General features: G+C 36.0%; 12 protein-coding genes and 1 tRNA gene. 11 read left to right on the top strand and 2 right to left on the bottom strand.

Translation table 11 applies throughout. The features are described from left to right. Positions 1–38: 38 nt before the first annotated feature. Together FB551_RS09015 and FB551_RS09010 are read right to left on the bottom strand one after the other, a co-directional pair. Positions 39–2,291 (bottom strand): CocE/NonD family hydrolase, encoded by a 2,253-nt coding sequence (locus tag FB551_RS09015; protein ID WP_142016889.1) that lies wholly within the window; start codon positions 2,289–2,291, stop codon positions 39–41. A gap of 169 nt (positions 2,292–2,460) precedes the next feature. Beyond that, positions 2,461–4,698, bottom strand: a complete 2,238-nt coding sequence (locus FB551_RS09010) for a CocE/NonD family hydrolase (protein WP_142016887.1) — start codon at positions 4,696–4,698, stop codon at positions 2,461–2,463. Positions 4,699–4,955: 257 nt separating this feature from the next. Here FB551_RS09010 and FB551_RS09005 point away from each other — a divergent pair, with 257 nt between their 5' ends. The 11 genes from FB551_RS09005 (at position 4,956) to FB551_RS08955 (ending at position 16,557) form a co-directional block, all read left to right on the top strand. Next, on the top strand, positions 4,956–7,919 hold the full coding sequence (locus tag FB551_RS09005) for a tetratricopeptide repeat protein (RefSeq protein ID WP_142016885.1): 2,964 nt from the start codon (positions 4,956–4,958) through the stop codon (positions 7,917–7,919). A gap of 141 nt (positions 7,920–8,060) precedes the next feature. Then, positions 8,061–8,417 (top strand): hypothetical protein, encoded by a 357-nt coding sequence (locus FB551_RS09000; protein ID WP_142016883.1) that lies wholly within the window; start codon positions 8,061–8,063, stop codon positions 8,415–8,417. A 35-nt stretch (positions 8,418–8,452) separates the two neighbouring features. Beyond that, the gene (locus FB551_RS08995) at positions 8,453–10,216 is read left to right on the top strand and encodes a TonB-dependent receptor (RefSeq protein ID WP_142016881.1); all 1,764 of its coding nucleotides are present in this window, start codon (positions 8,453–8,455) and stop codon (positions 10,214–10,216) included. 70 nt (positions 10,217–10,286) lie between these two features. After that, positions 10,287–10,361 (top strand) — tRNA-Arg (locus FB551_RS08990). 342 nt (positions 10,362–10,703) lie between these two features. After that, a complete protein-coding gene (locus FB551_RS08985; protein ID WP_142016879.1) occupies positions 10,704–11,726 on the top strand; it encodes a hypothetical protein in 1,023 nt (340 codons plus the stop codon). 487 nt (positions 11,727–12,213) lie between these two features. Continuing rightward, on the top strand, positions 12,214–12,852 hold the full coding sequence (locus FB551_RS08980; protein WP_142016877.1) for a peroxiredoxin: 639 nt from the start codon (positions 12,214–12,216) through the stop codon (positions 12,850–12,852). A gap of 54 nt (positions 12,853–12,906) precedes the next feature. Then, positions 12,907–13,626, top strand: a complete 720-nt coding sequence (locus tag FB551_RS08975; protein ID WP_226798652.1) for a carbonic anhydrase family protein — start codon at positions 12,907–12,909, stop codon at positions 13,624–13,626. 464 nt (positions 13,627–14,090) lie between these two features. Then, the gene (locus tag FB551_RS08970; protein WP_142016875.1) at positions 14,091–14,411 is read left to right on the top strand and encodes an HvfA family oxazolone/thioamide-modified RiPP metallophore; all 321 of its coding nucleotides are present in this window, start codon (positions 14,091–14,093) and stop codon (positions 14,409–14,411) included. Positions 14,412–14,492: 81 nt separating this feature from the next. After that, positions 14,493–15,329 carry an HvfB family MNIO-type RiPP peptide maturase gene (locus FB551_RS08965; protein ID WP_142016873.1) on the top strand — a complete coding sequence of 279 codons (837 nt, stop codon included), beginning with the start codon at positions 14,493–14,495 and terminating at the stop codon, positions 15,327–15,329. Beyond that, positions 15,319–16,059 (top strand): HvfC/BufC N-terminal domain-containing protein, encoded by a 741-nt coding sequence (locus FB551_RS08960; protein WP_142016871.1) that lies wholly within the window; start codon positions 15,319–15,321, stop codon positions 16,057–16,059. Before FB551_RS08965 ends, FB551_RS08960 begins: the two co-directional genes overlap by 11 nt. 60 nt (positions 16,060–16,119) lie before the next feature. Then, positions 16,120–16,557: an HvfX family Cu-binding RiPP maturation protein gene (locus tag FB551_RS08955; RefSeq protein WP_142016869.1), complete on the top strand. Its 438-nt coding sequence runs from the start codon at positions 16,120–16,122 to the stop codon at positions 16,555–16,557. Positions 16,558–16,706 lie beyond the last annotated feature (149 nt).

Below are 16,706 nucleotides of genomic sequence, written 5' to 3'. Positions count from 1 at the left end.
TTAAGAACATTTGAATAAAAATGCTCAAACAAAGGATGTTAATCTTTATAAAGAGGTATTTCTACATAACTGTCATTGTACCATTTTATTTCCAGAGGTTCACCAGCATCTTTTATGGTTTCATCACTTACATTTTTTCCTGTCCCATAGTTGACCTGCCAGCTTTTACTTTTATTAACCCCTACCAATAATACCAGTTTGCTTCCCTTTTCTATTTTTTTGCTCATAAAGAATGAGTTTTTGATCGGGATCTGCTCCTTTCTGCCAGGCTTAAGAAAATGACGTTTGGAATTGTCTTTTGCATAGCTGGCCCTTGTAAGATGCGTAGAGAGTAAAAATGTCTTACCATCCGGCTGTACCTGATATAATAAGGTATTGGAATCAAAATCTTTCTTATTAACAGAAACATTGAATACTCCGGATAAATTTCCGCTTAGTACAATATCTCTGTCCAGGACTTCACTTTCAAAATGAATAGAATGGGTTACATTTACACTGTCCTGTTTGCTTACTTTATGGTAAAGATATTTCGGATCTCTGTCTTTAAAATCAATGGTCTGTTTGGTAAATTGTTCGGTTTTGGGTTTCTCAAAAGCCGAAGAACCGTCTTTACGATCCTGAAGATAAAATTTAAGAGTAGAAGAATGCATTTTATCAAGATCGGGAACATGTTTCCATGTATTACTGTTCATAATCTGAAAATTGACCTTATCCTTTAGAAGTTCCGGCTTTTTGCCATCTTTCAGAATATAATCAAACCAGGAAAATGCAAGCTCATCAATACTTATTCTGGCTACGGGATCTATGAGGATACTTCCGGAACCATAGACATAGTTGTACCCATAACTTTGAGCACCTGCATGATCATATGGTCCGATCACTAAATAATGATTAGGGTTTTTGTTGTATTTGTGATGTTGTTTATAATAATACATGGCTCCGATCTGATCAGCATCATAATAGCCTGTAGTTGTTAAAACGGGAATATTTATTTTAGCAAAATCATTTTTATAAGGAACCATTTTCTGCCAGTATTTATCATAACCCGGATGATCCAGCCATCTTTGGAAAATTTTATTAGGCTTTCCGCTGATCGAATCCAGAGCTCTGAATGACCTGCCACTTTTGTACCACGTTGTATTGACAGAATCCCATTTCGGATAATTGGTGAAGGTTGCTTCGTCAGTCAGCTTATTATTGGTAACATAGCGGATCCACTGCATCATATAGCTCATGAATACATTGTTTTGAGCAGGATAATCTATCCCGATTCCTACAGATACCTGAGGTACAATGGTCTTTAATGCCGGGTGCAGTTTTTTGGCTGCTGCCCATTGGCTGAATCCTAAATAGCTTCCACCTATCATTCCTACTTTACCGTTGCTCCACGGTTGTTTGCTTACCCAGTCTATGACTTCATAAAGGTCCTGTGCTTCATCTTCAAATGGATTATTAGGGTCATTACTGCCTCTTTTTCCACGCGTATTAACCACAGCTCCTACGTAATTGTAGACTGCTGCTCTTTTTCCCATTCCTGCATCTACAAGTTCTCCTGCATAAATATTATTGGTAAGAATAACTGGAAGGGGAGATGTATTTTCTTTTTTTCGTACAACAGTAATCGTGAGTGTTGTTCCGTTTTTTAAGGTAAGGTTCTTGCTTTCGATGATGAATTTTTCCTGCTCCTTTACTTTGAACAGCTGCATAACCTGAGGCTTGATGCTGGAATAAGTTTTATAATTGACATAATTTTTACATAGAGCAAGAGCAGAAGTATAATCTATACTGTCCTTATCTTTTTGCTTATCAAGAGCTGCTTTCAGAGATTTTTTATATTCCTTTACATCACCATCCAGAATGGTCCCGATCTTGGCAATCAGCGGATCAGGGTAGCTTTCATATTTTGTAGTAAATGCTGCCTGAAGGGCATTGGGAAAAGAGATTTTTTTATCTTTTTCCATCTGTTTGGCCATGCTGTAGATTTCATAAGCAAGAGATTTGTTCCCTGCCATATTATGATCTGCGTATTCTTTACGGTAGTCAGCTAAACTTGTAATAGAATTTTTATAATCTTTTGCAGCGAGTTGTAAACGAAACAGGTTGTCTAAAAATGTGACGGTAGATTTCGGTTTATTTTTAGAAGACTGATGTTCAGTAATCACCTTTAGAGCGAGTTCCGGAATTTGTTTTTCAAGAATGACAGAATCTGTTGTCGCTGTTTTCGGAAAGTAAAACTTCTGGGCCTGCATTAGATTGGCAAAAACTAATGCTAAGAGTATCTTAAATTTCATTAATGGTATTTTTTGAGCCACTGAAAAAGCATCACATCGAAATATGTTCCTGATCATTGAGTGCTCATGGGTTATTTTTAGCCGACTAAATTAAGAATTTTTATCATTAAAGGATGAAATAACCCTTTTGTTGTTTAAAGCCTGCTGAAATTTACTGAAATAAAGGTTTTTAATCATTATAAACAGGTAACTCCACATAGCTGTCATTGTACCATTTTACCTCCAGCGGTTCCCCGGAATCTTTTATGGTTTCATCACTTACATCTTTGCCCGTACCGTAATTGATCTGCCAGTTGGGATTTTTATTAACGCCGACCAACAGTAGAAGTTTGCTTCCCTTTTCTATCTTTTTGCTCATCACATAAGAGTTGTTAATGGGGATCTGTTCCATTTTATTGGGCTCAAACAGCTGCCTTTTTTCATTGTCTTTTGCATAGCTGGCTCTCACAATATGAGTGGACAGCAGCGAAGATTTCCCATCCGGCTGAATCTGGTACAGATAAGTGTCCGTATCAAAATCTTTTTTATTGATGGAAACATTAAATACACCAGAGAGATTTCCACTTAAGATCATATCCTTGTCAAGAACTTCACTTTCAAAAGCAACGGAATTTGTCATTTTTATGCTGTCTTTTTTGCTGACCTTATAATAAATATCTTTCTGATCTCTGTTCTTAAAATCAACAATTTGAGTTGTAAAACTTTTAGTTTGAGGTTTATTAAATACTGAAGAAGTGTTCTTCTTGTCCTGAAGATAGAATTTCAAAGAAGAATTATGCATTTTGTCAAGATCAGCAACATGTTTCCAGGTATTCGTGTTCATCACCTGAAAATTGATTCTGTCCTTTAAAATTTCCGGCTTCTTACCTTCTTTCAGGATATAATCAAACCATGAGAAAGCAAGATCGCCAATACTTATTCTGGCTACTGGGTCAATAGGGTTGCCATTCACGTAAGTAAATCCGAAACTTTGTGCACCTCCGTGATTATAAGGGCCTATAACCAGATAATGATCTGCATTTTTATTGTATAAATGATGTTGTTTAAAATAATACAGCGCACCAATCTGATCATCATCATAATATCCCGTTGTAGTCAGAATAGGAATGTTAATTTTAGAGAAATCCTCTTTGTAAGGAACCATTTTCTGCCAAAATTCATCATATCCAGGATGATCCAGCCATCGCTGGAATATTTTGCTCGGCTTTCCGCTTATTTTGTCTAAAGATCTGAATGATTTACCGCTTTTGTACCATTTCGTATAAATAGAATCCCATTTTACAGCATTGGCAAAATCAGCCTCATCTGTAAACTTATTATTGGTAACATACTGAATCCACTGCAACATATAGCTCATAAAAATATTATTCTGAGCAGGATAATCAATCCCGATACCTACGGCAACCTGAGGAACGATGGTCTTTAATGCCGGATGAACTTTTTTTACGGCTGCCCACTGGCTGAAACCTAAATAACTTCCGCCAATCATTCCCACTTTTCCGTTGCACCAGGGCTGTTTGCTTACCCAGTCTATCACTTCATAAATATCTTTCGATTCATGTTCAAAAGGATTATTCACGTCATTGCTGTTTCTTTTACCCCGGGTATTGACTACTGCTCCCACATAATTATAGGTAGCCGCTCTCTTTCCAAAAAACTCATCAAAAGGACCAGCGTAGATATTATTGGTTAAAATAACAGGAAGTGGGGAAGTATTCTCCTTTTTACGAACAATAGTAATCGTTAAAGTATTCCCGTTGATCTTAAGATCTTGGGTTTCAGTAATGAATTTTTCCTTGTCTCTGGAAGCCAGCAGCTGCATGACCTGAGGTTTGATGTTGGAATACGTTTTATAGTTCAGATAACTTTTACATAATGCCAAAGCCGTTCTGTAATCAATGCTGTCCTTGTCTTTTTGTTTATCCAGCAGACTCTTCAACAGTTTTCTTGATGCATTCACATCTCCGTCAAGAGCTAGCCCAAGCCTTGGAATCAGTTTTTCTGGAAGACTTTCATATTTTTGGTTGAATACTTTCTGAAGGGCATTCGGAAAGGAAGAATTAGTTTCTTTTTGTTCCATTTTAGCCAAAGCGTACAACTCAAGACCTATAAATCTGTATCCACCCATATTGTTATCGGCAAACAGATTGCGGTTCTCTGAGAGGGAAGTCAATGAATTTTTATAATCCTGAGCCACCATCTGCAAACGGAAAAGATTATCCATAAGATCAACCGTATTTTCCGGTTTATACTTTGTGGACTGAAGCTGAGGAATGATCTGCTGAGCAAGTCCGGGAATCTGTTTTTCCAATATAACAGAGTCATTTACAGCGGTCTTTGGAAAGTAAAATTTTTGTGCCTGCAAAAGGTTTACAAAAATTAATGCTAAAAGAATCTTAAATTTCATGGCATGGTGTGTTTATGGTATGTTTTTAGCTGCTGTTGAAAAAGTATCAAATTAAAATACGTTTTTGATAACTGTTTATTAAAATTGTTTACATTTTATCAAACGAAAGTAGTAAATTTTATCATTGTACAGTGAGAAAATTTTCGTTGTTATGAAATAAGTATTAACATCCATTAACGCTGTTAAAACTTGCTTAAACAATAAGTTTTTAATATTTTCGTTAACTTATTTAGACTAATTTTCTTATATCAAGAAGAATGAAATCAAAAAAAATACTTTTAGCGGCTGCTGTAATCTATTTCGGAATCTCCGATGCTCAACAGTCCCAATATTTTACCCAGAAAGAAAATTACAGGCTCAATCTAGCCGAAAACCTTTATCAGACTAAAATTTATAACGCTTCACAATACGAATATGCAAGACAATATTTCTACAATCAGAATTTGTCCCGTTCGAAAAAGGAAGCTGCGCAGTTTTTTGATAATGTAATTGGTGTGATTCTTCAGAAAAATCATGCTGAAGAAGGGTTAACAGCTTTTATAAAAGAATATCCTAATTCTGCTTATTTTGCTCAGGCTAATCTTCCGCTGGCAGATTACTATTTAGCGAAGAAAGACTTTGACAAAGCGCTGGAAACGCTGAAAAAGGTAAATCAGTACCAGCTTTCGAAAGAGGAAAATACCCAGTATATTCTGAAACTTGGATATGCAAAATTTATGACGGGTGATTCCAAGGGAGCAATTGATGCACTGGAAGAAGCTTATAAATCAGCGGATCAGTCTCAAAAAGGAGATATCGCTTACATGCTGGGGCATTTATATTACAGCAACAGACAGAATGATAAAGCTTTCCAGTATTTTGATTCCATAAAAGATCAGGATAAATTCTCGAAGCTTGTACGTCCTTATTATGTACAGATGTATTATAATGATAAGAATTACGATCAGGCAATTACAGAAGGAAATGCGCTGTTAAAAGAAAATATTTCAGATTCTTACAAAGCGGAAGTTCATAAGATCATCGGAGAGAGTTATTTCATGAAGAATGATTACAGTTCTGCTTACCCACATTTAAAAGATTATCTTAGCGTACAGCAGAATCCATCCGAAAACGATTTGTATGAGATGGGATTTGTCGCTGCACAGCTTAAAAAATATGATGAAGCGGTTTCTTATTACAACCAGCTTCTGAACAGCAATTCTGCTTTAGCACAAAATGCTTACTATCAGTTAGGAAATGCTTATCTGGCAGTTGATAAAAAGCAGGAAGCGCTTTCCGCATTCCGTTCTTCTTATCAGATGGATTATGATGCGAAAGTGAAAAAGCTGGCTCATGAGCAGTATGCCAAATTAAGTTATGATATCGGAAACCCGTTTGAAAGCCCTTCTGCGGTGATCCAAAGTTATATCAACGAAAATCAGAATGGTGCCAATGCTACAGAAATGAGATCACTATTGGTGAAATCATATCTGTATTCCGGAAACTATAAAGAAACCCTGAATGCTATTGACAGATTGCAGAGTTCAACTCCTGAGATCAACAAAGTAGACCAGGAGGTTTCTTATTTATTGGGGACTGAAGAATTCAACAAAGGAAATTATGATGAAGCGGAGAAATATTTCTTAAGAAGTCTTGGCTTTAATATCAATAAGGAATTCAACAGCAGAGCTTTATACTGGCTGGCACAGGTATATTACCAGAAAGGAAATTACCCTTCTGCCATTGTTCGTTATGAAAAGCTTCTTACCGAAAGCTTCCCTGAAAAACAGCAGCTGCCTTATGATTTAGGATATGCTTATTTTAAATCCAAGAAATTTGATCAGGCTGCTACTTATTTCAAACAGTATCTTACCAATCCGAAACCGGAGTTTAAAAATGATGCAGAACTTCGTCTTGCGGATATTCATTATGCCAACAATGATCTGAATGAAGCGATTGCCATCTATGATAAGAATGAAGATGCTACGGATTATACTTTGTATCAGAAAGCAATGGCTTTAGGATTCAAAGGAGATACTCAGGCGAAGATTACCAACCTTAAAAACCTTTTATCGAAATATCCGGATTCTGAATATTTTGATGACGCTCAATACGAAATAGGAACAGCGTATGCAGCTCAGGATGATTTTGCGAACTCCAATGATTATTTCGGAAAAGTAATTAAAGGATCTTCTGATAAAGATTTAATAGCAAATGCCTCAATTTACAGAGCGCAGAATTACATAGACCAGAATCAGAATGATAAAGCGCTTTCTGAACTGAAGTCTCTGGGTGAGCAGTATAAAAATACAGCCTATGCTCAGAAAGTGGTTCAGGCTGCAAAACCTATCTTCACGAAAAACGGAGATGTTTCAGGGTATGAAACTTTCGCAAGAAATATTGGGGTGAATGTAGATACTGCTGAAATAGATGAAATTAACCTTTCAACAGCTAAACAGTTCTTTGCTAAGAAAGATTATAAAAGTGCCATTTCTTACTACGAAAAGTATCTGACACAGAACCCAACAGGGGAAGGATTGTACCAGGCGAAGTATGAATTGGGAGAAAGTTACTATCAGACCAATGATTCAACTAAAGCTTTACTTGTTCTTCAAGAAGTTGCTGTAATTCAGAATGATTACCAGGATGATGCACAAACTCGTTTAGCTCAAATCTTTATTGCACAGGGGAATACGGCAGAAGCCAAAAAGTATCTTGAAGGCATTAAAAATTCGTCTGATATCAGCATTAAAAATTATGCTAATGTAGAGCTGATGAAACTGTATGCAGAAGAAAATAACTTCTCAGAAGCAGAGAAACTGGCTAATGCAGTCATTGCTAATTCTAAAAACTCAGCAGCCGTTATTGAAACTGCAAAAGTGATCAAAGCAAGAAGTCTGATGAATTCAGGAAAAGATAAAGACGCACAGTCTGCCTATGTTGCTCTTGAAAAATCATCCAACACTTCTGTAGCTGCGGAAGCTTTATATGCAAAGGCATATTATCAGAACAAAGGGAAAGCGTTCAAGTCTTCTAATGAGACGATCTTTAAGCTAGCCAATAACTATGCATCAGAAGAATTCTGGGGAGCAAAAGCGTTGGTATTGATGGCGAAAAACTATATCGGTCTGAAGGATAATTATCAGGCAAGTTATACGTGTGATCAGATCATCGCGAATTACAAAGATTTCCCAGAGATCGTAGCTGAAGCTAAAGAAGTTAAAAAACAGATTAAGAAATAATACATGAAGAAGGTGTTTAAAATTACCCTATATTCTTTTTTGATTTCCACTTCTCTCTGGAGTTGCATTCCGTCGTACAGTGCCTACCCAAAAGAGTATAACCATGCAAAAGCTGATTTCAAAAAGCAAAAAGTTTTTGTAATGAACAAGGATCTTGAAAGAGAATTTAAAATTTTAAAACATTCTGATATTTATGAAATTGTAGAAGACAGTACCCATGCAGCAAAAATAACTCTGCATCCGATGAAAACCTATACTCCTCCTTGCGGAAACCCAATGATTGGAAGTATGCTGACAGTCGGATTATTGCCTTCAGGATTTCCTTATGATATTTCTTACAGTTATGATGTAGCTGAGAACAGTACAACAAAAAATTATCAATACAAACTACAGGTTTATCAAAGCCTCTGGCTGTTTAATATATTCAGACTAGGGAGAACTTTTTCAAAACAGTCAGGGAAAGCTTTATTAGGCAGCTATATCGCTTCCAATAAATAAAAACCCGTTATATATTTTTTTCAAATAAAGAAAATATGAACAAGAAGATTCAAATATTATCCATATTATTTTTAGGAATTTCGTCCGTGGCGTTTTCCCAGATCAAGGAGGAAAAACTGGTTCTTAATAAAAAGAGAGAACCGGAAGTGAAGAAGATCGAGAAGAAGAAGACTTCTGTGGAAACCATTAAAAATTATCCGCCGGAAGAGAAATCACAGACTCCCGTGAAATATACCATCACGGATGTTCCTGCTGTTTCAGACTTCAAGACTTCAACCATTCAGGGTGAAGATGTAGCTCCGAAATTTGACGGAACGGCTCAGAATAACTACTTCCAGTTCGGAATGGGTAATTACGGAAAAATTCTGATAGACGGAAACGTCTCAAAAACCCTTGAAAATAAGCTTGAAGTAGGAGCAGATGTTCATGTTCTTTCCACTAATGGTCTTAAAAAAGACTACGACTGGAAATCCGGGCAGACTTCTGCTAATATTGGCGCTTTCTTAAACTCATATGGTGAAAAGGGGAAATTCAACCTTAATGCTGAATATGGTTTAGACAGCTATAATTATTATGGAATCTACGCCATGCAGCCTACCGGAGAGCTTGATCTGAAACAAAAAGTAAATCAGTTTAAAGTAAACGGTTACTATGATTTTTATTCCAATGAAATCTTAAATGATGTAAGGGTAAAATCATCATTCCTGAAAGATCATTTTGATGCGCAGGAAAACCAGGTTTCCATCCTTGCGAACTTCTCCAAACATGCTGTTGAACTGGGTAAATCAGGAATCAATCTGAATGCTGACCTTGGAGTAGGATTAGATGCGGTAAAGACCGATTTTGCCATCAGAGATAAAAACTCTTCCAATTTCTTCAATACCAGCCTGACTCCGAAAGTGACGTTCAGAAAAGGAGATTCTTATTTGACATTAGGTTCTTCATTCTCTTTCCTGAATGCAAAGAATTCCAATGAGCAGATGGATCAGGTGAAAAACAATAAAACCTATTGGTTCCCGCAGGCAGAATTTCAGTTTGCAGCAGCCCAAGAATTTAAATTCTATGGAGGGGTAGACGGAGGTCTTAAACTAAACACCTACGGAGACATGTTACAGACGAATCCATTCATCCTTTCTGACCAGTTTTTAAAGCCAACAGAAACGAAATACCATTTTTATGTAGGATTGAGAGGGGATATTGATGAAACAGTGAAATATGACTTCTCTGCAGGATATGGAAAGATGAGAGATATTATGTTCTTTAAGGCTAACGGGCTTTTTGATAATACCTCTGTTAACCGCTCTGCTTACAATTTTGCCAATACATTCTCTGCAGTATATGACGATGGAAATGTAAGCGATATTAAAGGTAGTATACAGTATTTTCCATTGGCAAACCTGATTTTAGATGGAGAATTAAGGTTCACCAAGTACGATCTTAAGAATTATGACAATATTTATAACGTTCCTTTGTTCAATGCGAGCATCGGGGCAAAATATACCATGCTTGACAAAAAGCTATTGTTAGGATTTAAAGGAATCTTTGCAAGTGACAGAACAACAAACTCTTATGCAATCGAAGGCGTAGGCGCTCCAAATGTAATCTTCCAGTCTACAGAGAATACAAATGATAAAGTTGGCGGTTATGCTGATTTAAATCTTTCTGCAGAGTATAAAATTCACAAAAATTTCAGTATTTTCGCACTCGGAAATAATCTTCTGAGCTCAAAATACCAGACTTACAAAGGATATAAAGTCCTGGGTGCACAGATTCTGGGAGGTGTGAAAATTACTTTCTAAAACATAAAAGACAATGAATGGTAAGTAATCAGGTATTACTCAGTACTTATCATTCATAACTTATGAATACGGCTGCATAGTTTAATGGATAGAACTTCGGATTTCGGCTCCGACAGTGAGGGTTCGAATCCTTCTGCGGTCACCAAGACGGACGAGACATTTTAATGTTTTGTCCGTCTTTTTTTATAAATTATTGTTAATATGTATTTAAAGAAAGTTCTAAGCCAGATCTCGGACAGTACGTATAATTGATAATAATGGTATATTTTTCTTTATAATTTATTATATAGTTGTAACTTTATATCAATCAATTACGGATGAAAAATATTTTTTTATAAGATCACAAGTAGGGAAAGAATATTTGAGAATTTATTAAAACTTCCGCTCAACGGGATTTAAATAGATTCTGATAGACTGTCATAATATGGATTTCTAAATTCATTGTTCTAAATTCTAAATAACACAAAAAAACAAAAATTTATTTATCATGATTCCCAAAAAACTAATTTTAGTTGGTTTACTCTATGTAAACATAGGCCTTTTTGCTCAAGCAGGTAATGTGGGGGTTAATACTGTAACTCCTGGGACAACGCTTGATGTAAACGGAGCAATCACTAATCGTGAAACAGCAATAGCTATATCCGGTAATGCGGTCACAGTACCAGCTAATGTAAGCCAGGTACAGCTTACGGGAGCGGCCACTGCCACAGTAACGATTACTGCACCAGTTGCACCCAATGCAGGTCAGCGTCTTATCATCTTCAACAATACAACAGGCGGTTTTGGAGCTACACTGAATGGGGTTACCATTCCCAATGGAAAAGCCCTGGAGTATGTATACAGTAATTCCGGATGGCGACCTACGGACGGTGGCGCTGTAGGAATTGCAGGTGTGAATATTTATAATACAAACGGAAGCCTTACGAGTAACCGTACCGTATCACAGGGGACTAATACACTCTCATTTACAGGAAATCAGGTCAATGCATTTTCCGTTGATGGTAGTACACTCTCAGTAGATGCAGCCAATCACAGGATAGGAATAGGTACAGCCACGCCGCAAAGAATGCTGGATATTAATGCTTCTGCATTGCCAATAAGGGTATCAAGTCTGCAGACGGCTACTGCAGGGACTAATGTGCTTACTATTGATAATTTAGGGGATGTCAGAAATGTCCCTTTCAACAATTTGTTGGCAGGTCCGGTTTCTTTATCACTAATTCCTACCGGAACTTATAATGCAACGGGAAATGAGTCTGTTCTCTGGTGTGGATCTTCCGGAACAACTATCAATTTACCGATACCCACCTCATCTCAGATAGGTAAATCGATATATATTGTGGCTTCTGCTGGTACTGCTGTACCTCTGACAGGATCAACGCCAACCGTTAGTAATGCAGTAAAATTAACCAGTATTACCGGGCTTAAAAGAATTACTATTTTTGCTATTGCTGCAAATACATTTGGAAATGTAACCAATGAATGGGTAGTGGTGGCGAAAGATTTTTAATAAGTCAAGTCCTGTTGCATAAAAGATCTGAAGAAAGATTTATTGTCAACTTATACGGGAAAAGATACTTTTATAGTGAATTCTTTATGATTAAACCTTAAATAATATCAAGTAGATTACAAATAATAGAAAGCCGGAAAATTCCGGCTTTTTAATGTCTGAGTTTCTAAAACTTTCAAAGTTCTCTATTAGAATTGTTCATGATCTGAAGAATTAACGAAATGAAAGAGTTTAATTTTGTAATCCCCTAAAGATTAAAAATCATATAGAACAGTGCAAAGCCGCTTGCCGGAAAATAAGATTTGTTCATAGAATTTTTGTTCATCCCTGCAATTAATATTTACATTCTTATAGTGTAATGTTTACGAGCTGTATTATTCAATGCATTAGTTTTTAAATAGTTTTGCAAATAATTGAAAAACAATAATAAAACATCTACAGAATTTACTTTGCGATAGGAATAATATGATCAATTAAAATAAAAATAATGACGTCAATTAAATTAGGTGATACTGCCCCAAATTTTCAGGCCGAGTCGTCTGTTGGTACAATAGATTTCTATAATTATCTTGGAAATTCATGGGGAATTTTATTTTCTCACCCTGCAGATTATACCCCTGTTTGTACTACGGAACTGGGAATGACAGCAAAGCTTCAATCGGAATTTGATAACCGCAACACTAAAGTACTTGCATTAAGTGTTGATAAAGTAGAAGATCATCAGAACTGGATCAAAGACATTAATGAAACCCAGATGACCTGTGTTCAGTTTCCAATCATTGCTGATGATGATCTTGCCATTTCAAAGCTTTATGACTTTATTCACCCAAAGGCATCCACAACAGCGACAGTCCGTTCTCTGTTAATCATTGATCCCAATAAGACGATTCGTTTAATGATTACTTATCCGGCATCTACAGGGCGTAATTTTGATGAAATAATACGGGTTCTGGACTCTTTACAGTTAGTGGATACATATACCATAGCAACCCCAGTTAATTGGAAAGTGGGTGATGTTGTGATTATTCCGGCCGGTATTTCTACAGAGGATGCAAGACGATTATATCCGAAAGGTCTTATAGAAATTAAACCTTATTTAAGATATACGCCGAATCCTGATAAATAAGATGTACTTCCTAAGGTAACTAGGATTAAAGATAAATTAAAAACACATCTGATTATGAATAAGAAAAAATATATTTTATTAAGTCTGTTACTCTTTGGATTGGCGGTTTCATGTAAAAAAGAAAATAGAGAGACTCAGTCAAAGGTTTCTTCTCATGTAATGACAAAAGAACAACAGGATAAATTAACGGGCGAAGCGGTTCTGAAAGATTTTATGGAGGGAAATAAAAGATTTCAGGATGAAATTGTAAACGTCAGAGATCATACAAAACATATAGGAAAGCTTGTAACAGGGCAGTTTCCTAAAGCTATGGTTGTAAGCTGTTCAGATAACCGTGTTTCTGTGGATGATATTTTTGATCAGGGTTTGGGAGATATTTTTGAGGGAAGAGTCGCAGGGAATTTTGTAGATGAAGATGTATTGGGAAGTATTGAGTTTGCTTGTGTAGTAGCAGGTGCCAGACTTGTCGTGGTAATGGGACATCAACATTGTGAAGCTGTAAAAGCAGCCATTGATAATGTCAGGTTTGGTAATATTACAGCAACGCTTTACAGGCTAAGACCAGCGGTGAATATAAGTCTGAGCTTTTCAGGAATGAAGAACTCAAAAAACAATGAGTTTATAAAGTTAGTTTCTGAAAATAATGTTAGAATAGCACTCAATGATATACGGACGAAAAGTCCGATCCTTAAGGAAATGGAGGATAATGGAAAGATAAAAATTGTCGGGACATTGTATAACCCTGCCCATGGAACATTGGAGTTTGTAAAATAATTCAGACTGTTAATTTGTTTAGAACTCATGGTATTCAATATACTGAGTTGTCCTGAAATAAGTTGACAAAAATTTGAACACTGTTAATCCGGAGAATCTGTTTTCTCCGGATTTTTATTTTTTGAGCTTCATTCTGATGACCGTTTACCATTTACACAATGATCCTTTTTTGACTACAGTCAGATCGAATTATTATGTTGGCGCAACAATTTATATCTACAGAATATTTTTTTTGGACCTAGCTGAATGATATACTTTTACAAAATGAGAATTCAGTTTTATGATTCTCTTACCAGATTAAAAATGCTGATGACCAGTTGTAAAAATACAGATGAATTTCGACCTTCTATAAGAAACTAATTGTAAGTATTCAAAGTAAATCAGATCCATGCAAGATAGATGATGAAGCCAGTAATTACATAGCCAGAAGCAATAATGTTACATAATTTTTAAAGATTTAAATAATGAAAAAACCATCAATTTTATTAGGAGCTCTCACTTTAGGAGCGTTTACATTAGGAACCAACACGGCTTTCGCTACTGTGAAATCAATGGAAGAACATTCCACAGAAGCTGCTTGTGGAGGTAAAACAGGAAAAAGCGGTGAAGCTAAGTGCGGAGATAAAAAAACTTCAGAAGGAAAATGTGGCGAAGGAAAATGTGGAGGAAAAAAAACAGAAACCAAAACTAAAGAAGGGAAGTGCGGGGAAGGAAAATGTGGTGGAAAAAAGACTAAGAATGAAGCCCCAAAAACCAAAAAACCAAAAACATCATCAACTAAATAAATTTTCTTCTCAATCGGCAGATCTGTACAATAGGTCTGTCGGTTTTTTTAAGTACATCAGCTTAATTAAAAATATAAGATTATGGTAGGAATCGGTTATCGAAAAGAATTCTCAAAAACATTTTTAAATACTGATGTTTTACAACCTGATTTTGTAGAAGTAGCACCCGAAAACTGGATGGGAATCGGAGGATACTGGAAGAAGGAATTAAAACAAGTCATGGAAAAATACCCGCTTTACTGTCATGGACTGTCTCTTTCTGTGGGGAGTCCGGAAGGAGTAGATAAGGATTTTGTGAAACAGGTAAAGCAGTTTTTGGAAGATACTCAAGCCGTATTGTATTCCGAGCATCTTACTTTCTCTAAAGTGGATAATGCCCATTTGTATGATTTACTGCCTATCCCTTTCACCCAGGAAGCAGTAGAGCGGGTTTCAGAAAATATTCTTCAGGTTCAGGATATTTTGAAAAGGCCGTTAATTTTAGAAAACGGAAGCTATTATACTGTTTTAAAAGCTGAAATGTCAGAAGCAGATTTCATCAATGAAATTGTCAGCAGGACGGGCTGCGAATTACTACTGGATGTAAACAATGTCTATGTTAATGCATTTAATTTCAAGTATGATGCAGAAAAGTTTATCCAAAGCATGCCTCTGGATAAGGTGAAATATATTCATATGGCAGGTCATTATAAGGTCAATGATCATTTAATTATAGATACTCATGGAGAAGATATTATTGATCCTGTATATAACTTATTGGCATGGACTATGGAGAAAACAGGCAAAGATATTCCTGTTCTTTTGGAAAGGGATTTTAATATTCCGGAACTGGAAAACTTACAATATGAAATTGACACTCTGAAATTGTTAAAAAATGAAATCCTAACACTTCAATTGGATACTGAATATGGACAATAAAACATTTTCTCTTCAAACGGATCTTGCTTTGTACTGCAGAACCGGTTTATATGAGCCGCAAACCAGTATCCAGGAACATACATTTCATTACAGAAGGCTGGTATATAATGTGATAAAAGATACCCTGAGAAGAGCATTTCCTATGACAAGGAAATTGATTGGTAAAAGAAGATGGAAAAAAATGGTCATGCATTTTTTTGAATACCACAAATGTCAAACTCCTCAGGTATGGAAACTTCCGCAGGAATTTTCAGATTATTATCAGCAGGTTAATTTCCCTTTTAAGAAAAAATTCTCTTTCCTTGTTACTCTCCTACAGTATGAATGGCTGGAGATTGAAGTTTTTATGATGGAGGATTTACCCATTGATGAATTCAGTATAGAAAAAAAATCACAGGAAGATAGGATTATCCCTAATCCGGAAATTAAGATTTTATCTACAGAATATCCTGTTCATCTAAAAAATGGGAAAGAAATTACAGAAGAAGACAAAGGTCAGTATTTTGTCTCTGTGCATCGGGACTTCTATACAAAACAAATACAGTTCAATGATCTTTCATATCCTTTTGTGGAAATCATTTTAAAAGCCAATGAAGGCTGTTTCAGCAGAAAAGATTTCATAGAATTACTTGCTAAATATGATAGCGACAGGGAAAAAATCATGAAATTATATCAGGATTTTGAACAGTTTGCATTGCAGAATACTATTTTTTTAGGATACCAAATATAAGCAGGATTTACTTTTATAAGGAGCATGGTCATGCTCCTTTCTTAACATCATTACATTACAATGAAAAAAATACAAGAAATAATTAACAGGTCTTATAGAATAAAGGATTTTGTGTTATTGGGTTTACGTCTGGTGCTGGCATATGGCTTTTTTAATCCCGCAATAATGAAGTTAAAAGATATCAGCAGTATTGCAGAGTGGTTTGAAAGTATAAACATTCCCTTACCTGTATTGAATGCTTATTTAGCAACAGGGACTGAGCTTTTGGGAGCAATTCTGTTAACCTTAGGACTGCTTAACAGATGGATTTCAATTCCTTTAATCATTACGATGATTGTCGCGATCGTTACTGTACATTGGGGAAATGGTTTTGATGCGGGAGATAATGGCTTGGAAATCCCATTGTATTATATTCTGATGCTCCTTACTCTTTTATCTTTTGGAGCTGGAAAATGCAGCCTGGATCAATTTCTAAAACTAAACAGAATTAAAAATTGAATCTATTGTTATGGATAACCCTTCGACAGGCTCAGGGTGACAACCGAATACCAACCGAAATGTTTGAGCGTTGTCAGGCTGAGCCTGTCGAAGCTATTATTACTAGAAGGGATAGTACTATTTGTTAGATTGTCATAAATTGGCTGACT

The sequence above is a fragment of the Chryseobacterium aquifrigidense genome (assembly GCF_006716485.1).
GTDB classification, from domain to species: Bacteria; Bacteroidota; Bacteroidia; order Flavobacteriales; family Weeksellaceae; genus Chryseobacterium; species Chryseobacterium vietnamense.
Note: the sequence above shows the minus strand (reverse complement) of the source record. Positions and strands in the feature narration are given on the sequence as shown.